The organism is Bradyrhizobium liaoningense (assembly GCF_018130955.1).
GTDB classification, from domain to species: Bacteria; Pseudomonadota; Alphaproteobacteria; order Rhizobiales; family Xanthobacteraceae; genus Bradyrhizobium; species Bradyrhizobium liaoningense_C.
In genome coordinates, this window is the sequence record NZ_JAFCJM010000003.1 from 140416 (window position 1) to 162553 (window position 22138).

Consider the following 22138-nt stretch of genomic DNA (forward strand, 5'->3'; position numbering starts at 1 on the left):
GGACGACATAACGTCGAAAACAACCCCATGCACAGTAGCCGACGGCGGCTGAAGTGGTGCCTCAGGATTCAGCGAAAACCATTTGATGCGTCAGTAGATCTGCGGATAGCGGCGATATCGCAGCCGCATCAGGTGCCGGGCGAGCTGCCGATGCCCTTCGTCGATCCGCTCGGCGAAATAGGCGAGCCGTTGCTTGCCGGCGATGGCGAGCCGGGTGCGCTCCTCGGCCGAGCCGGCCTTGACGATGGCCTTGGCGAGCGAGGTGGGATCGTCGTAGTCGAACAGGACGGCGGCGTCGCCCGCCTGTGCCTGGAAGGCTTCCGGATAGATCACCGGCGTGCCGACCGCCCACGCCTCCAGCGGCGGCAGATTGGTGGGGCCGAAATAGGTGGCCATGACAAGCGCGCTGGCGCCGCGATAGAGGGTGCCAAGCTCCGCGGAGGGGACGAAGCCGAGCATACGCACGGAATCGCCGAGGCCGTACTGTGCGACCAGCGCCTCGAACGCGGCGCGCGCGCCTGGATCGGAGCCGCACAGCACCAGCGTATGGCGCTCGCCCTGATCCCTCAGCAGGCGCATCGCAAGCAGGATGGTCGCGTGGTTCTTGTGCGACCAGAATTGCGCCGGATAGAACAGATAGCCGGGCTCGACGCCGTGCTTCTTGAGGATCGCGGCGTCCTCGGCCTCGCCGGTCGCGTCCGACCGCGCCACGTAGAGCGACGGCGAGAACGGGATGCAGACGGCATGGTCGCGCTCCATCGCGTAACGCCGGCACAGCATGTCGATCAGCTCGTCGGCGTTGGTGATGACCACCGCCGCCTTGGTGACCGCGCTCCGCCACACGATGTCGCGCCGCTCGAACTGGGCGAACTCGCGCACCTCGTCGAATTCAGGACTGTCGCGGAAGCAGCCGTCGAAGATGGTGATGATGAACGGCAGCTTGTAGAGCACCAGGTTCCAGTTCGACGTCGTGGTGAAATAGACGATGTCGACGCCGGCCTTGCTCAGCTTTTTCTCGAACGGAGCACACACCCGCATGGCGAATTGCAGGAGGTCGAACGGTCCCAGATATTTGAGGAACAGGAACAGGCGGTCGAGCCAGCCGAGTTTCAGGTACACGCTGCTGATGCCGAGATCGGCGAGGATCGCGACGTTGTCTGGCAGCGTCGTGAACACGGTCACGCCGATATCGGCGGTCTTGGCCCAGTCGCGCATCCATAGGATATCGGTGAGTGACTGCTGGAAGCCGCCGCCGACGTCGAGCGGCAGCTCGAGAAAGATGCCGACGTGATAGCGTTTCACGGCCGCACGGCCTTTCTCGCGATGGAATAGGCGGCCCAGTCCTTCACCTTGGGTGCGGCTTCGGACAGCCAGGCATGGCTGCCGACCGGCTCGAACCCGCAAAGCCTGAGCGAGGCCTCGACCTCGAAGGGAAACCAGTAACGCATGCGGTGGGTCTCGTCGACGCGCCGGATCGTCGAGCGAGCCGTGTCTTCGCAGAACAGGGTGTAGTTCACGAGCACAGTCGCCTTCGGCTCGTCATGCTCCGATTGCGCGATCCGGGTCAGGCGCAGCGGGGCCTGCTCGATGACCTTGACGCGCGTCTCGACGCCCTGGGCCAGCACTGCGCCGCCGTACCAATAGTCGAAGAAGAACACGCCGCCGGGCTTCAACGCCGCGCAGGCAGTGCGAAAGAGGGCCTCCAGCCGTTCGCGGTCGTTCTGATAGCTCGCGACGTGAAACAACGACACCACCGCATCACAGTCGCGCTCCGGGCCGGCCTCGCAGGCGTCGCCCTGCCGGAAGGGAATCTCGAGTCCCGCCTGCACGGCGCGCGCCTTCGCCCTGGTGATCATGTCTTCGCTGAGATCGACGCCGGCAACGTGCCAGCCGCGGCGCGCGAATTCGATCGCATGCACGCCCGTGCCGCAGCCGAGATCGAGGAGCTTACCCGACCCAATGCCGTGCGCGCGGAGCCGCGCTTCGACGAAGTCGACTTCCGCGGCGTAATCCTTGTCCCGGTACAAGAGGTCGTACCACGGAGCGTAGTCCGCAAACACGCTCACGCCAAAATCTCCTTCAGCGCCTGCGCGGACCTCGCGATCTCGTCTTCGGTCAGCGCCAGTCCGCTCGGCAGATAGAAGCCGCGCCGCGCGATGCGCTCCGCGTTCGGATGCTGCTCGTTCAGCATGAAGCCCATGCGGCGCAGCACCGGTTGCTCGTGCATGCACCAGAAGAACGGCCGCGTGCCGATGCCTTTCTCCGCCAGGCGCCGCATCGCCTCCTTGGCGTCGAAGGGGACATCGTCGTTCAGCACGACACCGTAGACCCAGTAGATGTTGTCGGAATAGTTGGTGCTGACAACGGGGCGACGGATGCGGTCGACGCTATCGAGATGGCCATCGTAGACCCGGCCGATGCGGCGCTTGATCTCGACGGTTTGCGGCAGGCGTTCGACCTGGGCCACGCCGAGCGCGGCCTGGAGATTGGTCATGCGCGCGTTCCAGCCGAGCTCTTCATGGATGAAGCGCTGCTGCGGCTGGAAGCAGAGGTTGCGCAGGCTCGCGAGGCGATCGGCGAGCGCGTCGTCGTCGGTGACGATCATGCCGCCTTCGCCGGTCGTGACGTGCTTGTTGGGATAGAAGCTGAAGGTCGAGACGTCGCCGAAACTGCCGCAGGGCGCGCCGCGATAGGTCTGGCCGTGCATTTCGGCGGCGTCTTCGATCACCTTCAAGCCCCGCTTGCGGGCAAGCTCGAGGATCGGGTCGAGATCGACCGGCAGGCCGTAGATATGGACCAGCATGATCGCGCGCGTGCGCGGCGTGATCGCTGCCTCCACGCCGTCGATCGTCATATTCCAGGTTGCGGGATCGCAATCCACGCCGACGGGGACGAGGCCCGCCCGCACTACGGCGGCTGCGCAACTGATGATGGTGAAGGTCGGGATGATGACTTCAGTGCCCGGCTCGAGCCCCAGCGCGTGGACGGCGATGTCGAGTGCGACGGAGCCGTTGGTGACGGCCACGCCGTGCCGCCGTCCGGCGGCGCTCGCCATCGCCTGCTCAAAGCGCTTGATGAAGGGGCCTTCGGACGAGATCCATCCGGTGCGGATGCACTCGGCGAGATACTCGGCCTCGTTGCCATCGAGGAGCGGCGTGTTGACGGGAACGAAGGCCGGAGTCACAGCGTCGGACCTTTGACCCGTATTTCGGACGCCTGTGCCTCGGGAAAGCGCGTCTTGTCGTTTTCGCCGGCATAGGGGCCCTGCTTGATCTCGAACATCTCGAGCGGCTCGATGACGTGGAAGCCGTGCGCGCCGCTGCAGAGCAGGATGATGTCGCCGGCGCCCAGCATGCGGCTCTCCAGATATTCCTCGGCCTCGGTGTAGAAATCGACCTGCAGCTTGCCCTTCTGGATGAGGAGAACTTCCTGCGTGAAATGCACCTCGCGCGTCACCTTGTTATGACGATGGGGTGCAATGCTCTTACCTTCCGGATGGCTCATGAAGGCGAGCTGTTGCGACAGCTCGGGCGAGGAGAAGAAGGTGATGCCCGGCTCGCGAAACGAGGCGCGAACGATGATCGCGTAGAGCTGCTCGCCGAATCTGACATGTTCGACGTGTTCCATTCGGGACCTCGATAAAAAACGCTGGAATTATAGTGACATAGCGTCGCTACTGCGGCACTTTGGCTATTTTGGCCTGTAGCGTCAAGGGCGGACTGGGCGGCGCCGACCGCAGCGCGTACGGTTTAGATTCGGCTGGCGAAACCGAGGATGTCATCGATCCGGCGCCGGAACGTGTGTGTCGAAAGCGTCCGCGCCTGTCCCGCCGCGGCAATGGCACTGCGTGCGTCCTCGTCCGCGAGATAGCGATCGATCATGGTGAGACACTCGTCGACCGAGCGCCAGGCCACGACCTCGCGACCGTCGTCGAACAAGGTATGAAGATTGTCCTTGAAGTCGGTCAGCAGGAACGTTCCCACGCCGGTTGCCTCGAACAGGCGCGCATTGCCGGCTTCCCGTCCGGCCATGTCGATATGCGAGTTGAGCGTGATGCGAGACGCGCGCAGCGCTTGATACATCTCGACGCCCCACACCTCGCCCTGATAGCAGCGGTGCAGCGGCGAGGACGCGGGCAGCGTGTGAAGGCCGCTGCCGTAGAGCTTCAGATCATATCTCCGCGCCACCGCCTCGAGCTGCGCCACCCGCTGCTGGTGATCGGCGGATATCGCGCCGACGAACGAGACGTCAATGTTGCGTTCCGGTGCAGGGGGGAGGACGTTGAGGATGTCAGGCTCGAAGCCGAGGTGAAGCATCTCGGACTTGACCCCGGCCTTGCGGAACGACTGAACGACCTGGAAGATTTGCGAGATCATGAGGTCGTAGGCCGACCAGTCCTCGCCGCGCGAGGGGACGATGCCAACCTGGCCGATCAGGATCGGGCGGCCGATCTGCTTGATCTGCCGCGCAAGCCGCGGGTCGACGTGGAAGAGGTCCTGGTTGAGCACGAGATCCGGCTTGAACTCCTCGATCTGCGCCAGCAGGATCTTTTCCGCCTGCGCATCGAGACGCGGGCTCAGGCCGACCTTGCGTGCCAGCGGTCGCAGCACGGGTTTGAACGGCGCGACCGTGCGCAGAAGCCACCCGGGGATCGATTGCCTTGGCGCCGCTGAGTCTGGCGGCGGGGGTTGCTCGATGGTCAGACCGTGCTCGCGCGCCCACGCCGCCCGCATCCAGGGGTTATTGACGTGGATGTCGGCGGCGACGTGGCCTGCGGCGGCGAAGTTGCGCGAATAGAAATCGGCGACGCCGAACAGGCTGGCGTTGCGGGCCGCCATCTGCTCTGCGTAGGACGCGTTCGCAAGGCCCGGCCGGCGCCGGTACAACCACGCCAGGAAACGCGGATAGTCGGCATTGAGGATGAGGACACGCAAGGACGTCGCACCTTATCGCTTCGGGAGAAGCAAGGCGGTGGTGTCACCGCCTTCGTGGAGAGATGCACGCGGCATCGTCCACCGTGGCAAAAGCTCTTGTTTTCGGCGTTGTCGCTGAGGAAACATCTGGCGTCGGATAACCCATTCGGGCGACTCACACAACGTCTCAGGGCGCGCCGATGTTCGCTGGATTCACGGCCGAACAGGCCGTTCCCTCTGATAAGCCTCGTAGGTGCGTTGGATCCCATCCTTCAGCGAGGTCCGCGCGCGCCACCCGAGCTTGTCGAGCCGGCTGACATCGAGCAGCTTGCGCGGCGTGCCGTCGGGGCGCGAGGCGTCGAAGGTGATCTCGCCGCGATAGCCGACGACAGCGGCAACCACGCGCGCGAATTCGGCGATCGTGATGTCCTCGCCGGTGCCGATGTTGACGAGTTCCGCGCTCGAATAGGTTTTCATCAGGTGCACGCACGCGTCCGCCATGTCGTCGACATAGAGAAACTCGCGCCGCGGCGTGCCGGTGCCCCAGACGACGACGCTCTCTGCGCCCGAGAGCTTGGCCTCGTGAAAGCGCCCGATCAGCGCGGCGACGACGTGGCTGTATTCAGGATGATAGTTGTCGCCGGGGCCGTAGAGATTGGTCGGCATCACGCTGATGAAGTCGCAGCCATACTGGCTGCGATAGGCCTCTGCCATCTTGATCCCCGCGATCTTGGCGATCGCATAGGGCTCGTTGGTCGGCTCCAGCGGCCCCGTCAGCATCGAATCCTCGCGCAGCGGCTGGGCCGCGAGCTTCGGATAGATGCAGGAGGAGCCCAGGAACATCAGCTTGTCCGCGCCATTTTGGTGCGCGGCGTGGATGACGTTCGCGGCCATCGCGATGTTGTCGTAGATGAACTCGGCGCGCAGTGTGTTGTTGGCGACGATGCCGCCGACCTTGGCGGCGGCCAGAAAGATCACCTGCGGCCGCGTCTTTGCGAACCAGTCGAACACCGCGGCCTGGCTGCAGAGGTCGACCTCGCTGCGGCTCGCCGTGACGAGCTTGACGTCTTCCTGCGCGAGCCGGCGCATGAGTGCGCTACCGACCATGCCGCGATGGCCGGCGACATAGACGGTCTTGCCCTTCAGCTCAAACGGAGTGTTTGCCATTGGCGATCTCTCGTTTGGCCTCGACCAGATCGCTCGCGACCATCTCCTGCACGAGCTGCGCGAAGGTTCGCTTCGGCTTCCAGCCGAGTTCTCTGCGGGCCTTGCTGGCGTCGCCGACGAGAAGATCGACTTCTGTGGGGCGGAAATAGGTCGGGTCGATACGCACCACCGTCTTGCCGCTCTTGCGGTCGACGCCGGTCTCCTCGACGCCGGTCCCGCGCCACTCGATCTGACGGCCCACTTCGGCAAAGGACAGCTCGACCATCTCGCGGACCGAGCGGGTCTCGCCGGTGGCGAGCACGAAGTCATCGGGCTTCTCGGCCTGCAGGATCATGTGCATGCCCTCGATATAGTCCTTGGCGTGGCCCCAGTCGCGCTTGGCCTCGAGATTGCCGAGATAGAGCGTGTCCTCGATCCCGACCTCGATGCGGGCGACGCCGCGAGTGATCTTGCGGGTGACGAAAGTCTCGCCGCGGATCGGGCTCTCGTGATTGAACAGGATGCCGTTCGAGGCGAAGATGCCGTAGGCTTCGCGGTAGTTCACGGTGATCCAGTAGCCGTAGAGTTTTGCCACGCCATAGGGCGAGCGCGGATAGAACGGCGTGGTCTCCTTCTGCGGAACCTCCTGCACCAGCCCGTAGAGCTCGGAGGTCGAGGCCTGGTAGAAGCGCGTCTCCTTCTCCATGCCGAGGATGCGGATGGCTTCCAGCAGCCGCAGCACGCCGATCGCGTCGGCGTTCGCCGTGTATTCCGGGCTTTCGAAGCTGACGCCGACATGGCTCTGGGCGGCGAGGTTGTAGATCTCGGTCGGCCTGATCTGCTGCATGAGGCGGATCAGGTTGGTTGAATCAGTCATGTCGCCGTAGTGCATCAGGAATGGCACGTTACCGACATGCGGATCCTGGTAGAGGTGGTCGACGCGCGCGGTGTTGAAGGACGACGAGCGCCGCTTGATGCCGTGCACGACATAGCCGAGCGACAGCAGATGTTCGGCCAAATAGGCACCATCCTGCCCGGTCACGCCGGTGATCAAGGCGACGCGCGGTTTGGAATCTTGAGCATTCATAGCCGTGTCCGGGCAACCTGCTTTGGAGTGACGGGGTTGCGTATCCTACTTTTCTCGCGAAGTCTCGCCTTCCGGCGCGACGCGGTCATTGCGAAAATGTCGTTGTTTTTTCAATGAGTTACGAGGTTGTCGAGCGCTGGCATGGCGCGAAGGGGAGATCGGTTGGCCTCAGGCCTGCTTCAACGCCTCGCGCACGAAGGTCTCGAGGTTTCCCTCCCGAAACAGCAGGCCACGGATGCCGGCGGCACGGGCCGCCTCCAGGTCACGCTCCTGATCGCCGATCAGGAGGCTGCTGTCGGCTGCGACGGGAAAACGCTTCATCAGGTCGGTGATCATGCCGGGCCCGGGCTTGCGCCGGTCGCTGTCGCGACGATAGCGCTCGACGGCGGCCTCGGGGTGGTCGGGACAATACTCAAACGCGTCGATATGCGCGCCGACTGCGGCCAGCTCGTCCGCCATCCAATTGTGGAGTGTGTGGACGTCGCTTTCCGCATAGAACCCGCGGGCCACGCCGGACTGGTTGGTGACGACGAAGGCAAAATAGCCGGCCTCGTTCACCAGCCTGACCGCCTCGCGCGCACCGTCAATCCATTTGAACTTGCTGGCCTCGAAGAGGTAGCCCGCGTCGTGGTTGAGGACGCCGTCGCGGTCGAAGAAGACGGCCGGGCGTGTCGATGTCGTCGTCATGGGTGCCGCAATCGCTGTTTGCGGCCCTTGTTCACCGTCTCGATGGCGGCTTGTCAAGGATGTCGCAAACGCGCCGCCGGGAGAGCGCCTAGCGCTCGTCGGCGATCACCTTGCCGTCGTTCGGCAGTGCGCCCGGACTCACCAGCTCGACGGCGCCGCCGAGCTTGGTGACGGCGCGCAAGGTGGCCGCGATCTCCTCGCGCAGCGCCTCGCTCGCGGCCGCCGTCTCCGCCTTCAGCGTCATCGCGTCGGTCTCGCCCTGGCGCATCACGACGAGGCGCAGGCGGCCCAGCGCGGGATGGCGCCTTCCGATATCGGCGACCTGCTCGGGGCGCACGAACATGCCCTTGACCTTGGTGGTCTGGTCGGCGCGGCCCATCCAGCCCTTGATGCGCATGTTGGTGCGGCCGCAAGGGCTCGTGCCCGGCAATGAAGCGGTGAGGTCGCCGAGCGCGAGCCGGATCCAGGGATGGTGCGGGTCGAGCGAGGTCACCACGATCTCGCCGACGTCGCCCGGCGCCACGGGATCGCCGGTGCCGGGCTTTACGATCTCGAAGATCAGGTCCTCGTTGACGACCATGCCTTCCCGGGCCGCGGTCTCGAATGCGATCAGGCCGAGATCGGCGGTGCCAAAAGCCTGGTAGGCGTCGATGCCGCGCGACTTGATTTCGGCCTGGAGCGAGGGCGGGAACGCGGCGCCCGAGACCAGCGCGCGCTTGATCGAGGACACGTCGCGTCCGGCACTCGCGGCCGCATCGAGCAGGATCTTCAGGAAGTCCGGCGTGCCGCTGTAGCCGACGGGACGGTAGGCCTCGATCAGCTCGAATTGCTGCTCGGTATTGCCGGGGCCGGCCGGGATCACCGCGCAGCCGAGCGCGCGCGCCGAGGAATCGAAGATGAAGCCGCCGGGGGTGAGGTGATAGCTGAAGGTGTTGAGCAGGACATCGTCGGGCCGGAAGCCGGCGGCGTACAGCGCGCGTGCCCCGCGCCAGGGATCGTCCTGCCGTCCTTCCGGCTCAAAGATCGGTCCCGGGGAAGTGAACAGGCGCGCGAACGCTCCGGGCGGGTGCGCCACGAAGCCGCCGAACGGCGCGGAGGCCTTGTGCAGGGCAGGGAGTTCCGACTTGCGCAGCACGGGCAAGCCGGCGAGCGCCGCACGTGACGTCACTGAGGCCGGATCGAGGCCTTTCATCCGCTCGGCATAGGCGGGGGCGGCCGTCGCGCTCTTCAGGACGTTCGGCAGCCGGGCGAACAGGTCGGCCTCGCGCGCGGCCGGATCGCGCGTCTCAAGAGCGTCGTAATGGGCGGTCATGGCTGGTCCTTGGGAAGTTCGCATCCGTTGCAAGCGGCCTTGCGCGTGCTATCAGACGACACTTGCTCTGGTTTGGAGATGAAGGAATGGCCGGCGAACCGATCAGCGCGGCGCAAGATGCTGCCGACGTCATTGCGCGCTTGAAGCTGCGCATGATCGAGCACGCGCTGCCGCTGTGGTCGGGCGAAGGCTGGGACCGGACTTCTGGCGGTTTCATCGACCGTCTCAACAAGGACGGCACGGCCGATCGCGCGGCGCCGCGGCGCGTGTTCGTGCAGGCGCGCCAGATCTGGTGCTACGCCAAGGCGGCGCAGATGGGCTGGTATCCGGAAGGGCGAGCCATCGCGCTGAAAGGGCTGGAGCACATGCTGGCGAAGGCCAAGGCGCCGGACGGGAAGCCTGGCTATGTGCACAGGCTGACGCCCGACGGCACGGTGCTGGATGCGCGGCGCGATGCCTATGACCACGCCTTCATCCTGCTGGCGCTTGCGACCGTCTACGCGCTCGACCAGGACGCGCAGGTGCGCGCGGAGATCGACGTGCTGCTTGCCTTCCTCGACGGCCATCTGCGCTCGCCGCATGGCGGCTTCCACGAGGGCTTGCCGGTGTCGATGCCGCGGCGACAGAACCCGCACATGCATCTGTTCGAGGCAATGATCGCCTGCTTCGAGGCGACCCACGACCTGTCGTTCCAGAACCGCGCCGGCGAGTTCTTCGCGCTGTTCCTCGCCAATCTCTACGACAAGCAGAAGCGCGCGCTCGGCGAATATTTCGAGGAGGACTGGTCGAGGATCGAGCCGGTCAGCGTCGAGCCCGGACATCAGGCGGAATGGGCCTGGCTGCTGAAGGGGTTTGAGCGCATCACGGGTTGCCCGACCGGGCCGCGGCGCGCCGAGCTTCTCGAAACCGCGCTGCGCTATCGCGATGCCACCGGCTGCCTCGTCGACGAGGGCGATGTTGCGGGCAACGTCAGGCGCGACACGCGGCGGCTGTGGCCGCAGACCGAGATGGCGAAGGCGTGGATCGCGCAGGCCGAAGGCGGCGAGGCTGGTGCGGCGGATGAGGCGCGCGCGGCGCTGGCGCGGCTCGAACGGCATTATCTCAGCCATCCCGTTGCGGGTGGCTGGTACGATCAGTTCGACCGCGACGGAAACTCGCTTGTCGACACCATTCCTGCGTCGTCGTTCTATCATGTTCTTTGCGCGGTCACGGAAGCCGAGCAGGTGCTGAGCTAGCGGATTTGTTCTGACGCGTTCGCGATGCTCACAGCCATCGCTTGCGCCGCTTGAAGCTCTTGAGGTTCTTGAAACTCTTGCGCTGGTCGCCGGCGCCGCCGAGGTAGAATTCCTTGACGTCCTCGTTGTCGCGCAGCTCGTCGGCGGTGCCGTCGAGCACGACCTTGCCCTGCTCCATGATGTAGCCGTGGCTTGCGACCGAGAGCGCGGCGCGCGCGTTCTGCTCGACCAGCAAAATGGTGACGCCGAGATCGCGGTTGATCTTCTTGATGATCGCGAAGACCTCCTTGACCAGCAGCGGCGACAGGCCCATCGAGGGCTCGTCCATCAAGATCATCTTCGGGCGTGCCATCAGCGCGCGGCCGATCGCCAGCATCTGCTGCTCGCCGCCGGAGAGATAGCCGGCAAGCCCCGTGCGCTCCTTCAGGCGTGGAAAGTAGTTGAAGACCATGTCGAGATCGGCATCGACCTCGCGGTCGTTGCGGGTGAAGGCGCCGAGCTTGAGGTTTTCCAGCGACGTCATGTCGGCGACGATGCGCCGGCCCTCCATCACCTGGAAGATGCCGCGGCGGACGATCTTGTCGGGATCGATGCCGTTGATCCGCTCGCCGTCGAATACGATCTCGCCGCGCGTGACCTCGCCGTCCTCGGTCTTGAGCAGGCCGGAAATGGCCTTCAGCGTCGTCGACTTGCCGGCGCCGTTGGCCCCGAGCAGCGCTACGATCGCGCCCTTCGGCACTTCGAGGCTGAGGCCGCGCAGCACCAGGATGACGTCGTCATAGACGACCTCGATGTTGCGCACGCCGAGGAGAGGCGCGGGGGCGGCGCTGGGCGCGGGGCGGATAGCTTCGGCGGTTTGGGTCATGCTTGATAGTTCTCCGCGATCGTCATCGCTTCATCCCGTCATTCCGGGGCGGTCCAGAGGACCGAACCCGGAATCTCGAGGTTCCGGGTTCGATGCTTCGAGGCGCCCCGGAACGACGAAGGCACTATGCCGCTCACCACCCCAGCCATTCCGGCTTGCGCGGCAGCTCGACGGTCTTGACCTTCTCGAGCTTGATCGTGCCCTTGGCCATGAGGTCGTTGAGGTCGCCATCCGTCGCGCCCGACACCTTGGTGCGATAGAGGTCGACCTTGAGCGTGCCGCGATGGTCCTTGTCGGTGTAGGTCGAGGCGTTGCAGACGCCGTCCATCCCGGCCGGCACCCAGTCCTTCTTCTGGTAGAAGCCCTTGGCGACGTTCTCGCCGGTGGTGCCGCCGTTCTTGGCGGCCCAGTCGAGCGCTTCCTTGGTGTAGAGCGCGCTACAGACACCGGCGATGTAGTGCACGGGGCGATACGCCTTGCCGCTCGCATCCGACATCTTGGAGATTTCCATCACCGTCTTCATGCCCGGCGCGTTGCCGCCCCAGGTCACCGCCGTGCGCAGCGGGAAGACGACGCCGTCGGCCGCATCGGCCGCGGTCTTGGCGGCGTTCTCGTCCATGCCCCAGACATTGCCGAGGAACTGCACATCGACGCCGGCCGTCTTGCAGGCCTTCAGCACCGAGATGTTCGAGGCCGCGGTGTTGCCGAGATAGGCGTAGTTGGCGCCGGAGCTCTTCAGGCTGAGGCACTGCGCCGAGTAGTCGCCCGGCGTCAGCGCGAACACGATCGGCGGCAGCACTTCGAAGCCGAGCTCGTTGGCGATCGCCTCGCCGGCCGCCTTCGGCGCGTTGGGATAGGGATGATTGCCGCCCATGTGGACGAATTTCGGTTTGCCGCTCTTGCCCTTGGCCTTCCAGTCCTCGGCGGCCCAGGTCACCAGAGCGCGCATCGCATCCGAGTAGCTGGGGCCGTAGAAGAAGTTATACGGCGCGGGCTTGGCCTTTCCGCTCACGCCCTCCGGATCGGTCAGGGCGGCTGCGTAGGAGGCGGAGACGTAGGGAATCTTGTCCTGTGCGACGAAGCCGGTCAGCGCTTCGGTGTCCGCGGTGCCCCAGCCCATGATCGCGGCGACCTTGGTGTCGCCCGCCGACCACTTCTTGTACAGCGCGACCGCGCGCGGCACCTGGTAGCCGTAGTCGTTGCTATCGAGGTTGACCTGCTTGCCGCCGATGCCGCCGTTCTTGTTGATCCAGGCAAAGGTGTCGGCGACGGCCTGGCCGTAGGGCGTGCCGACGTCCGAGGTCGCGCCGGAATAGTCGGCGAGATGGCCGAGCGCGATCTGGGCCTGCGCGCTCGCCGCAAAGCCTGCGATCGCAAACGCGAGCGATGCGGTGCTCAAAAGGGCTTTCGTCTTCATGGGTTGGTTCCTCCTGTTATTCGTTGCGTTCAGAGTAGCCCGCGCTCAGTGCGAGAACGGGTAGAGTTTCCAGTAGGCCTTGATCTGCCGCCAGCGATGCGCAAGCCCGTCCGGCTCGAACATCAGGAACGCGATGATGATGAGCCCGATCGCGATCTCGCGCAGGAAGGTGATGTTGGTGTTGAGCGACAGCGCGTTGTCGATGGCGCCGCCCTTGAGATAATGGCTGAGATATTCCATCGATTCCGGCAGCAGCACCACGAAGGCGGTGCCCATCAGCGTGCCCATGACCGAGCCGGTGCCGCCGATGATGATCATGGCGAGGAACAGGATCGAGCGCTCGATGCCAAAGCCTTCCTGCGAGACCACCTGCTGGTAGTGCGCATAGAGCGCGCCCGCGATGCCGGCGAAGAAGGCGGCAAGCGCGAACGACAGCGTGCGGTACTTCGTCAGGTTGATGCCCATGATCTCGGCGGAGAGATAATGGTCGCGGATCGCCACCAGCGCGCGGCCGTCGCGGGTGCGCATCAGATTGGTGACGAGGATGTAGCTTAGGAGCACATAGGCCAGCACGACGTAGAAATATTGTTTGTCGCCGCGCAGCGTGTAGCCGAAGATCGAGAACGGGTTGGCGCTGGCCGGCACCGAGCCGCCGGAGAACCATTCGGCGCGGGAGAAGAAGTCGAGCAGGATGTATTGCGCGGCGAGCGTCGCGATGACGAGGTAGAGCCCCTTCAGCCGCGCCGCCGGGATGCCGAAGACCAGCCCGACCAGGGCGGTGATGATGCCGGCGAGCGGGATCGCGAAGAACACCGGGATCGGCGCATTGTTGGAGATGTAGGCCGAGGTGAACGCGCCGAGCAGGAAGAAGGCGGCATGTCCGATCGAGATCTGGCCGGTGAAGCCGACCAGGATGTTCAGGCCAAGCGCGGCGATCGAGAAGATGCCGATCTGGATCAGGATGCTGAGCCAATATCCGCCGAGGAATTGCGGCGCGAGACAGAGCAGGAGCACGCCGGCAATCGCAAAGTTGCGGCTGGTGCGGGTCGGGAAGATCGTGGTGTCGGCCGCATAGGTTGTGCGGAAATCACCAGCGGGGATGAGGGCAGGGCCGGCCATGGTCAGATCCGCTCGATGTCGTGGGTGCCGAACAGGCCGTAGGGCTTGATCATCAGCACGATGATGAGGACGTAGAACGGCGCGATCTCGTAGAGATTGCCCCAGTGCAGATACTCGCTGTCGACATATTGGGCGATGTTCTCGAGCAGCCCGATGATGATGCCGCCGAGCACGGCGCCGCCGACCGAGTCGAGCCCGCCGAGGATCGCGGCCGGAAACACCTTGATGCCGTAGGCCGCCAGGCCCGACGAGACGCCGTTGACGACGGCTACAACGACGCCCGCGACCGCCGACACCGTGGCCGAGATCGCCCAGGCCATCGCAAAGACGCTCTTCACGGAGATGCCGAGCGATTGCGCGACCTGCTGGTTGAACGCAGTGGCGCGCATCGCCAGGCCGTATTTCGAGGCGCGGAAGAACCAGGCCATGCCGATCATCATCGCGACCGACACCACGAGGCTCATGACATAGACGGTCTGGATCTGCAGGCCGAGCAGGTTCACCGACTGGCTCTCGAACACCCGCGGGAACGGCTGCGGGTTGACGCCGAACATCCACTTCAGGGTCGCCTGGAGCACGGTGGAGAGGCCGATCGTCACCATGATCACGGAAATGATCGGCTCGCCGATCATCGGCCTGAGGATCAGGACCTGGATCGCGATGCCGAACACAAACATGAAGACGAGCGTCATCGGCATGCCGATCCAGAACGGCACCTGGTATTTGGCGAGCAGCGCCCAGCACACCCAGGCGCCGACCAGCAGCAACTCGCCTTGCGCGAAATTGACGACCTGCGTCGCCTTGTAGATCAGCACGAACGACATCGCGACCACGCCATAGAGCGTGCCGACCACGAGGCCGTTGACCAGGAGCTGGATGAGGAAGGCGGTGTTCATGCGGTCACGCTCGCTGACAAATTCTGCGCCCAGGTGCGCGCTGCACCCTCTCCCCTTGCGGGAGAGGTGGCTTCGCGAAGCGAAGCCGGGTGAGGGGTCGCCTCCGCAGTGACGGTGCGGAGAGAGGACCCCTCACCCCAGTGAGGGTGTGGCTGCGAGCGGTGCTGCCCTCTCCCACAAGGGGAGAGGGCACAGCAATGCGCATCGCGCTTGTGGCAGGTGCGAGCTTCACTCCGCGGCCTCCGCGATGTGTCCGGCGCTGCCCAGATCCACCACGCGTAGCGTGGTGCGCACCCTCTGCGTGGTGCCGTCCTGGAAGCGGATCACGGTGTCGACGGGGATGTCGGCGTCGCCGCGGTAGATGGCGTCGATGATGCCTTCGTATTTCTCGTTGATGACGCCGCGGCGCACTTTCCTTGTGCGGGTGAGTTCGCCGTCGTCGGCATCGAGCTCCTTGTAAAGCAGCAGGAAGCGCGAGATGCGCTGCGCCGGCGGCAGCGTCGCATTGACGGTGTCGACCTCCTTCTGGAGCAGCGCGTAGACCTCAGGCCGCGAGGCGAGGTCGCTGTAGGTGGTGAAGGAGATGCGGTTCTTCTCCGCCCATTTCGAGATGATGGAATAGCGGATGCAGATCATCGCCGCGAGCGCGTCGCGGCCGGCACCCAGCACCACGGCCTCGGCGATATAGGGCGAGAACTTCAGCTTGTTCTCGATGAACTGCGGCGAGAAGCGCTCGCCGCGCGAGGTCTCCGCGAGATCCTTGATGCGGTCGATGACGACGAGCTGCTTGTTGTCGTTGAAATAGCCGGCATCGCCCGACAGCATCCAGCCGTCCCTGATGTCGGCGACGCTCGCCTCCGGGTTCTTGTAATAGCCCAAGAACATGTTGGGATGGCGCACGACGATTTCGCCGACGCCGTGGATATCGGCGTTGTCGATTCGGATCTCGATATCGTCGGCCATCGGCACGCCTGTCGTATCGGGGTCGACCTTGCCGGCGGGGTGCAGCGTGTAGGCGCCCAGCAGTTCGGTCTGGCCGTAGAGCGTACGCAGCGGCACGCCCATAGCCTGGAAGAATTTGAACGTATCGGGGCCGAGCGCGGCGCCGCCGGTCGCGGCCGAGCGCAGCCGGGTGAAGCCGAGTCGGTCGCGGAGCGCGCGGAACAGGATCGTGTCGGCCAGCGCCGAATGCTTGCCCTGCTCGAGCGCGGCGAGGCCGGTCTTCATGCCGAGGTCGAACAGGCGCTGCTTCAGGGGCGTCGCGTCCATCACCTTGGCGCGCACGTCGGCGGCGATCGATTCCCACACGCGTGGGGCAAAGAGCACGAAGGTCGGCGCGATCTCGCGCAGATCGTTCATCATGGTGTCGGGCTCTTCGACGAAGTTGATCTTCATCCGGCAGAGCAGGCCTTTGCCGAGCACGTAAACCTGTTCCATGATCCAGGGCAGCGGCAGTACGGATACGTACTCGTCCTCAGGTCCCTTCGGATCGAAGGAAAGATAAGTCGCGCAATGGCCGAGCACGCGACCTGCGGCGAGCATCGCAAGCTTTGGATGCGACGTGGTGCCCGACGTAGTGCAGAGGATCGCGACGTCCTCGCCCCTGGTCGCACCCACGAGGCTGTCATAGAGGCCGGGCTCGCGCGCGGCGCGGGCGCGGCCGAGCTCGGCGAGCTTTTCGGCCGGCATCAGGCGCGGATCGTCGTATTTCCGCATGCCGCGCGGATCGGAATAGATGATGTGCCTCAGCTTCGGCACGCGCTCGGCGAGCGCGAGCAGCTTGTCGACCTGCTCCTCGTCCTCGGCGAAGACGAGCTGCGCCTCGCCATAGGTGAGGAGATAGGAGGCTTCCTCGTCCAGCACGTCGCGATAGAGGCCGAGGCTCACGCCTCCGATCGCATGCGTTGCGATCTCCGCGGCGACCCAGTCCGGACGGTTGTCGCCGATGATGCCGATGACGTCGCCGCGGCCGAGGCCGAGCTCGACGAGCCCAAGCGCGAAGTCGCGCACCCTGTTCTGGTAGTCATTCCAGGTGAAGAGGCGCCAGAGGCCAAAATCCTTTTCACGCAGTGCGATCTCGCCGCCGTGCTCCTTGGCGTTGAGCCGCAGCATTTTTGGATAGGTGTCGGCCTGCGCGACGCGCCCTGCATAATCCATCATGCCGCGCACTCCGGAGCTTCGGGCGTGTCGTCGGGATCGACCAGCACCTCGTCCTCTTCGCCGAGATAGGCGCGCTTGACGTGGGGATCGGCGAGCACCGCGGCCGGATCGCCCTCGGCGATCTTGCGGCCGAAATCCAGCACCATGACGCGGTGGGAGATATCCATCACCACGCCCATGTCGTGCTCGATCATGACCACCGTCATCCCGAACTCCTCGTTGAGATCGACGATGTAGCGGGCCATGTCCTCCTTCTCCTCGAAATTCATGCCGGCCATCGGCTCGTCGAGGAGAACCAGTTTCGGCTCCAGCGCCATGGCGCGCGCCAGCTCCACGCGCTTGCGCAGGCCGTAAGGAAGGGTGCCGGCGGTCGCCTTGCGGACCGACTGGAGGTCGAGGAAGTCGATGATCTCCTCCACCTTGCGGCGGTGCTCGAGCTCTTCCTTGCGCGCGCCGGTCAGCCAGTACAGCGATCCGGTGATAAAATTGTTCTTCAGGAGGTGATGGCAGCCGACCATGATGTTGTCGAGCACGCTCATATGGTGGAACAGCGCGAGATTCTGGAAGGTGCGGCCGATGCCGAGCGAGGCGCGCGCGTTTGGCGTCAGCCCGGTAATGTCGCGCCCCCGATAGAAGAGCTGCCCCTCGGTCGGCTTGTAGCGACCGGAAATACAGTTCACGATCGAGGTCTTGCCGGCGCCGTTCGGGCCGATGATCGAGAACAGCTCGCCGTCCTTGATGCCGAAGCTGACGTCGGTCAGCGCGCGGACGCCGCCGAACCGCAAGGACACGCCGCGCACTTCAAGGCCAAAATCCACCAAAAATCCCTCCCGGCGATGGCGCTGTGGTGCGCTCTTCGTCACGTCCTCATGCGATCCTAGTACGGGCGTTCCGGCGAGGCCATGCAGCCAAAGGTCCCGACCGATCCCGCCCGCGAGCCCCGTTCCCGATCGGGATCAAAAGCCGCATCGCGCAAGGTGGTCCTCAATAGGGTAACGCGCTATTTTGAAATGTCTTGTGGCTGACAATTCTTCCGCAAAGTTTGTCGGCGAAGCGGCTCTTCGTCTTTCGTCGGAGGAGGGGTCGGCGGTATTGTTGCGGTGCAACAACGGGGTGAGGCTGCGCGTGGTGCGATTGGCTTTGGGATCATGATTGCGCAGGAGCACTTGAGGCGCGTCGCTGCCTGGTCGCGCGAATTGACCGAACGCGAGATCGAGGTCGCCCGTGCCGGGATCGTCGAGCGGTCCTATGTCACCGGCGAGACCATCTTCATGCGCGGCGACAAGTTTGACTATTGGGCCGGGATGGTCTCCGGCCTCGCGCGGATGGGCGCGGTGTCGCGTGACGGCAAGGAGACGAGCCTCGCCGGCCTCACCGCGGGCGCCTGGTTCGGCGAGGGCAGCGTGCTGAAGAACGAGCCGAGGCGCTACGACGTCGTTGCACTCCGCGACAGCCGCCTTGCCTTGATGGAGCGCAGCGCGTTCCTGTGGCTGTTCGAGAACAGCGTCGGCTTCAACCGCTTCCTGGTGCGCCAGCTCAATGAGCGCCTCGGCCAGTTCATCGGCATGCTCGAGGTCAACCGCACGCTGGATGCCACCGCGCGCCTCGCCCGCAGCATCGCCTCGCTGTTCAACCCGATCCTCTATCCGGAATCGACCAGGCATCTGGAGATCACGCAGGAGGAGATCGGAGCGCTCTCCGGCATGTCACGTCAGAACGCCAACCGCTCGCTGAACCGGCTGGAGAAGGAGGGATTGCTGCGGCTCGAATACGGCGGCGTGACGATTCTGGATATCGAGCGGCTCAGGAGCTACGGGGAGGAGCTATGACATGCGCTTTCCGGATCCTTCCGTGCTCATAAAATTCGAGGATCGCGAATCGGATTCGCCTTACGTCGAGCGCGTTTGGCGCAGCCGGAGCCGGAGCGGCGGCTTCTTCCTGTCGATGGCCGAGGGAAATATCGAGCTCGTCGTGACCAGGCTGCCGGGGTTTCTGGCGGTGACACTCAGGGGGCCGGTGACCAAAGGGACCCTGGTCGAATGTCCGCCGAATGGTGAATGGGTCGCTATACGATTTCGACTGGGAACCTATCTGCCACAGGTACCGACGGCGGCATTGATCGACCATCAAAATATACAATTGCCGGTGCTCCCCGACGGCCGTTTCCTGTTTTCGGATTCGAGCTGGGAAATTCCGAGCTACGACAATGCAGAGAGTCTCGTTGCGCGCCTGGCGCGCGCGGGCGTCATAGCACGCAGCCATGCGACCGATGCGGCGGTCGAAGGCGATGTCGACTGGATGAGCCAGCGTTCTACCCAGCGACACTTTCGCCGTGTCACGGGCATGACGTTCAGCAGCTATCAGCAGATTCAGCGTGCGCGTCGCGCGGCGACCTTGCTCGTGAGTGGAAGCTCCGTCCTCGACGCCACGCTGGCCGCCTGCTATTTCGATCAGGCGCATCTTACCCGCTCGGTCAAGCAACTGATCGGCATGACCCCCGCGCGCCTCGCACGCGAGCGGCCGCAATTGTCGTTTTCATACAAGACAACGGTGTCCTGACCGCGATATTCGCGGCTCACTCCGGCCTCGGTGGCGGGAGCGAAGACCGGAGACGTGCTGCCGTGAGCTTTCAGGCTTATCTCGACAACATCCAGGCCAAGACGGGCAGGAGCCCGGACCAGTTCCGCAAATGGGGGAAGGACAGGGGTTTTTCGACTGCGACGGGACTGGCGGCGGGGGTGAAAGTAGGCGCTATCGTCGCCGCGCTGAAGGACGAGTTCGGCCTTGGCCATGGCCATGCAATGGCTATCGTCGCGCTTCTCAAGGGAAAGAAGAGCTAAGGTAATGACAATGAACAAGTCGAGACGCGTGGCCGGCTATGTGATGAGCGGGCTTGTCATTGCCTTCATGCTGTTCGATGCCGGGATGAAACTCGTCCCATTGCATGTTGTGATCCAAGCGACGGCCGAACTCGGCTATCCTCCTTCACCGGAGTTGGCGCGAGCGTTGGGCATGGTGGCCCTGGTCTGTACCGCGCTCTATGCTTTCCCTCGAACGGCTGTGCTCGGCGCGATCCTTCTCACCGCCTATATGGGCGGTACCGTTGCCGCTCACCTCCGGATTGGCAACCCGCTTTTCACTCACATGTTGTTCGGCGTGTATCTGGCCGTTCTTGCATGGGGCGGTCTCTATCTGCGCGACACCCGGATCGCGGCGCTGCTGCCACTGAGACCGCCATCTGCGGAAATCTGACACCTTTTGGGGCGTTCAAGCGCATTGGCGGTGCAGGCGTTCGCTGAACCGGCTGGAGGGAGATGATGGGCTCCGCGACGCAATCCAGACGGCCGCCGCGGAAAGATTCGGGATTGCTTCGTCGCTTCGCTTCTCGCAATGACGGCGTTCGGAGCGAGCTATTCCCCCAACGCCGCTTTACCTTCACCCCGGCGCCTTCGGCCGCTTCTCCGCCAGCGCTGTCGCCATTGCAGAGATCAGCGGCCGCATGAAATAGGCTTCCTCCGCTGGCGCGATATCCGTACGCAGGCCATGCGCGGCGAGTTCGCCGGAGACGGCGGGGCCGACTGATGCGATCAGCGTGCGCTGAAAACCCTCACGCAGTTCCGCCTCGCTGCCATGCGCCTTCGCGGCCTCGATCAGGCGGCGGACCTGGCCGAGATTGGTCAGCGCGATGCAATCGATCCGTCCCGCCGCCATGTCGTCGATGGCGGCTGTGATGTTGGCATCCGCCGCCTTGGGATCGTAGGCGTAGGGCAGCACGGTGTCGACCAAAGCACCTTGCGCCGACAGCGCGCCGATCAGCGCGCTGTGATCCTTGTCGGGATAGAGCTGGAGCCCCACGCGGCGGCCTTTCAGGTCGAGCTTTGCCATCATCTCGATGATGCCGTCGGTGGTCGGCTTCTCCGTCATCTGCTGCTGCTCCAGCCCGACCTCGCGGAGCGCCTTGCCGGGTTTTGGGCCGCGGGTGAATTTTCGCGACTTTGCCAGCGCAGCCACAAAGGCCTGGTCGACGCCGCGGTTGCGCGCGAGCTTCGCCAGCCGCCGCAGGCCTTCGCCGGTCATCAGCACCAGATCGTCGAACGGATTTTCGATGGCGCGGCGGATCCAGGCCTCGACCGGCGCCGGATCGGGGGCGTCGTGGATCTCGATCATCGGGCATTGCACGACGTCGGCACCTTGCTCGGCAAGGAGTTTTGAGAACTGCGCCTCCTCGCGCGTTTCCAGAATGAGGATGCGGTAGCCGTTCAAGCGGTCGGCCATGGCCAAGCCTCAGTCACACATTGCAATGCTGCATTCATCCTGCCCCCGCGGATCATGTTGAAGCAAGTCTTGGGATTGGCGCAAGGGCACATACGGTGATAGAGCAGGGCGCAAATCGCCGCGTTCCCTGCGGGTTGCCCAAACCTTCATCAAAGATCATGCCCGACCATCAATATGTTCTGACCCTGTCCTGTCCCGACCGCCCCGGCATCGTCTCGGCGGTGTCGACCTTTCTGGCCAATAGCGGGCAGAACATTCTCGACGCCCAGCAATTCGACGACGTCGAGACCAAAAAATTCTTCATGCGCGTGGTGTTCACGGCGGCCGACCTCGCCGTGGAGCTCTCGGCGCTGCAGACCGGCTTCGCCGCCATCGCCGAGCGCTTTGGCATGGAGTGGCAGATGCGTGACCGGGCCGCGCATCGCAAGGTCATGCTGTTGGTGTCCAAATCCGACCATTGCCTGGTCGACATCCTCTATCGCTGGCGCACCGGCGAGTTGCCGATGATCCCGACCGCGATCGTCTCCAACCATCCGCGCGAGGTCTATGCCGGGCTCGATCTCGGCGAGATCCCTTTTCACCATCTGCCGATCACGAAGGACACCAAGCGCGAGCAGGAGGGACAGATTCTCGATCTCGTGGCAAAAACCAAGACCGATCTCGTGGTGCTGGCCCGCTACATGCAGATCCTGTCGGACGACCTTTCGGCGAAGCTTTCGGGCCGCTGCATCAACATCCACCATTCGTTCCTGCCGGGCTTCAAGGGCGCAAAACCCTACCACCAGGCCCATGAGCGCGGCGTGAAGCTGATCGGCGCGACCGCCCATTACGTCACGCGCGATCTCGACGAAGGACCGATCGTCGACCAGGACGTCGAGCGCATCAGCCACCGCGACATGCCGGAGGATCTGGTGCGCAAGGGCCGCGACATCGAGCGCCGCGTGCTGGCGCGCGCGATCCGCTACCATCTCGATGACCGCGTCCTGCTCAATGGCCGCAAGACCGTAGTGTTCGTGGATTGAGGAG

General features: G+C 64.4%; 22 protein-coding genes. 6 read left to right on the forward strand and 16 right to left on the reverse strand.

Annotation, left to right across the window (positions count from 1 at the left end; translation table 11 throughout):
- Positions 1-90: 90 nt before the first annotated feature.
- From JQ632_RS03685 to JQ632_RS03725, 9 genes are all read right to left on the reverse strand, one after another.
- On the reverse strand, positions 91-1302 hold the full coding sequence (locus JQ632_RS03685; protein WP_212400915.1) for a glycosyltransferase: 1212 nt from the start codon (positions 1300-1302) through the stop codon (positions 91-93).
- Positions 1299-2066, reverse strand: coding sequence for a class I SAM-dependent methyltransferase (locus tag JQ632_RS03690; protein WP_212400916.1), 768 nt, complete (start codon positions 2064-2066; stop codon positions 1299-1301). Before JQ632_RS03690 ends, JQ632_RS03685 begins: the two co-directional genes overlap by 4 nt.
- Complete coding sequence (locus JQ632_RS03695; protein WP_212400917.1) at positions 2063-3184, reverse strand: DegT/DnrJ/EryC1/StrS aminotransferase family protein; 1122 nt, start codon at positions 3182-3184, stop codon at positions 2063-2065. Before JQ632_RS03695 ends, JQ632_RS03690 begins: the two co-directional genes overlap by 4 nt.
- Complete coding sequence (locus JQ632_RS03700; RefSeq protein ID WP_212400918.1) at positions 3181-3627, reverse strand: hypothetical protein; 447 nt, start codon at positions 3625-3627, stop codon at positions 3181-3183. The genes JQ632_RS03695 and JQ632_RS03700 overlap by 4 nt, the downstream gene beginning before the upstream one ends.
- A 122-nt stretch (positions 3628-3749) precedes the next feature.
- Positions 3750-4934, reverse strand: a complete 1185-nt coding sequence (locus tag JQ632_RS03705) for a glycosyltransferase (protein WP_212400919.1) — start codon at positions 4932-4934, stop codon at positions 3750-3752.
- A 192-nt stretch (positions 4935-5126) separates the two neighbouring features.
- Complete coding sequence (locus JQ632_RS03710) at positions 5127-6080, reverse strand: GDP-L-fucose synthase (RefSeq protein WP_283817635.1); 954 nt, start codon at positions 6078-6080, stop codon at positions 5127-5129.
- The gene (gene gmd / locus JQ632_RS03715; protein WP_212400920.1) at positions 6061-7146 is read right to left on the reverse strand and encodes a GDP-mannose 4,6-dehydratase; all 1086 of its coding nucleotides are present in this window, start codon (positions 7144-7146) and stop codon (positions 6061-6063) included. The genes JQ632_RS03710 and gmd overlap by 20 nt, the downstream gene beginning before the upstream one ends.
- 168 nt (positions 7147-7314) lie before the next feature.
- Positions 7315-7833, reverse strand: a complete 519-nt coding sequence (locus JQ632_RS03720; RefSeq protein ID WP_212400921.1) for an HAD-IIIA family hydrolase — start codon at positions 7831-7833, stop codon at positions 7315-7317.
- Between the two features lie 88 nt (positions 7834-7921).
- The gene (locus JQ632_RS03725) at positions 7922-9145 is read right to left on the reverse strand and encodes a phenylacetate--CoA ligase family protein (RefSeq protein WP_212400922.1); all 1224 of its coding nucleotides are present in this window, start codon (positions 9143-9145) and stop codon (positions 7922-7924) included.
- Positions 9146-9231: 86 nt separating this feature from the next.
- Between JQ632_RS03725 and JQ632_RS03730 the strand changes: the two genes are divergently transcribed.
- Positions 9232-10380 (forward strand): AGE family epimerase/isomerase, encoded by a 1149-nt coding sequence (locus tag JQ632_RS03730; RefSeq protein ID WP_212400923.1) that lies wholly within the window; start codon positions 9232-9234, stop codon positions 10378-10380.
- A 28-nt stretch (positions 10381-10408) separates the two neighbouring features.
- On the opposite strand, the gene JQ632_RS03735 is transcribed toward JQ632_RS03730, so the two are convergent.
- From JQ632_RS03735 to JQ632_RS03760, 6 genes are all read right to left on the reverse strand, one after another.
- A complete protein-coding gene (locus tag JQ632_RS03735) occupies positions 10409-11245 on the reverse strand; it encodes an ABC transporter ATP-binding protein (RefSeq protein ID WP_212400924.1) in 837 nt (278 codons plus the stop codon).
- Between the two features lie 133 nt (positions 11246-11378).
- On the reverse strand, positions 11379-12662 hold the full coding sequence (locus JQ632_RS03740) for an ABC transporter substrate-binding protein (protein WP_212400925.1): 1284 nt from the start codon (positions 12660-12662) through the stop codon (positions 11379-11381).
- A 45-nt stretch (positions 12663-12707) separates the two neighbouring features.
- On the reverse strand, positions 12708-13781 hold the full coding sequence (locus tag JQ632_RS03745) for a branched-chain amino acid ABC transporter permease (RefSeq protein ID WP_212400926.1): 1074 nt from the start codon (positions 13779-13781) through the stop codon (positions 12708-12710).
- Between the two features lie 2 nt (positions 13782-13783).
- Positions 13784-14677 carry a branched-chain amino acid ABC transporter permease gene (locus tag JQ632_RS03750; protein ID WP_061847291.1) on the reverse strand — a complete coding sequence of 298 codons (894 nt, stop codon included), beginning with the start codon at positions 14675-14677 and terminating at the stop codon, positions 13784-13786.
- A gap of 228 nt (positions 14678-14905) precedes the next feature.
- A complete protein-coding gene (locus JQ632_RS03755; protein ID WP_212400927.1) occupies positions 14906-16837 on the reverse strand; it encodes a long-chain fatty acid--CoA ligase in 1932 nt (643 codons plus the stop codon).
- Entirely contained in the window at positions 16834-17655 is an 822-nt protein-coding gene (locus JQ632_RS03760) for an ABC transporter ATP-binding protein (protein WP_212400928.1), read from the reverse strand. Before JQ632_RS03760 ends, JQ632_RS03755 begins: the two co-directional genes overlap by 4 nt.
- A gap of 330 nt (positions 17656-17985) precedes the next feature.
- Between JQ632_RS03760 and JQ632_RS03765 the strand changes: the two genes are divergently transcribed.
- The 4 genes from JQ632_RS03765 to JQ632_RS03780 all read left to right on the forward strand — a co-directional run bounded on the left by JQ632_RS03765 (position 17986) and on the right by JQ632_RS03780 (position 20089).
- Complete coding sequence (locus tag JQ632_RS03765) at positions 17986-18666, forward strand: Crp/Fnr family transcriptional regulator (protein ID WP_212400929.1); 681 nt, start codon at positions 17986-17988, stop codon at positions 18664-18666.
- A gap of 1 nt (position 18667) precedes the next feature.
- Positions 18668-19396, forward strand: a complete 729-nt coding sequence (locus tag JQ632_RS03770) for a helix-turn-helix domain-containing protein (RefSeq protein ID WP_212400930.1) — start codon at positions 18668-18670, stop codon at positions 19394-19396.
- Between the two features lie 62 nt (positions 19397-19458).
- Entirely contained in the window at positions 19459-19677 is a 219-nt protein-coding gene (locus JQ632_RS03775) for a DUF4287 domain-containing protein (RefSeq protein WP_212400931.1), read from the forward strand.
- 4 nt (positions 19678-19681) lie between these two features.
- The gene (locus tag JQ632_RS03780) at positions 19682-20089 is read left to right on the forward strand and encodes a DoxX family protein (RefSeq protein ID WP_212400932.1); all 408 of its coding nucleotides are present in this window, start codon (positions 19682-19684) and stop codon (positions 20087-20089) included.
- Between the two features lie 183 nt (positions 20090-20272).
- On the opposite strand, the gene JQ632_RS03785 is transcribed toward JQ632_RS03780, so the two are convergent.
- Positions 20273-21112 (reverse strand): uroporphyrinogen-III synthase, encoded by an 840-nt coding sequence (locus JQ632_RS03785; protein WP_212400933.1) that lies wholly within the window; start codon positions 21110-21112, stop codon positions 20273-20275.
- A gap of 158 nt (positions 21113-21270) precedes the next feature.
- Between JQ632_RS03785 and purU the strand changes: the two genes are divergently transcribed.
- Positions 21271-22134, forward strand: a complete 864-nt coding sequence (gene purU / locus JQ632_RS03790; RefSeq protein WP_212400934.1) for a formyltetrahydrofolate deformylase — start codon at positions 21271-21273, stop codon at positions 22132-22134.
- Positions 22135-22138 lie beyond the last annotated feature (4 nt).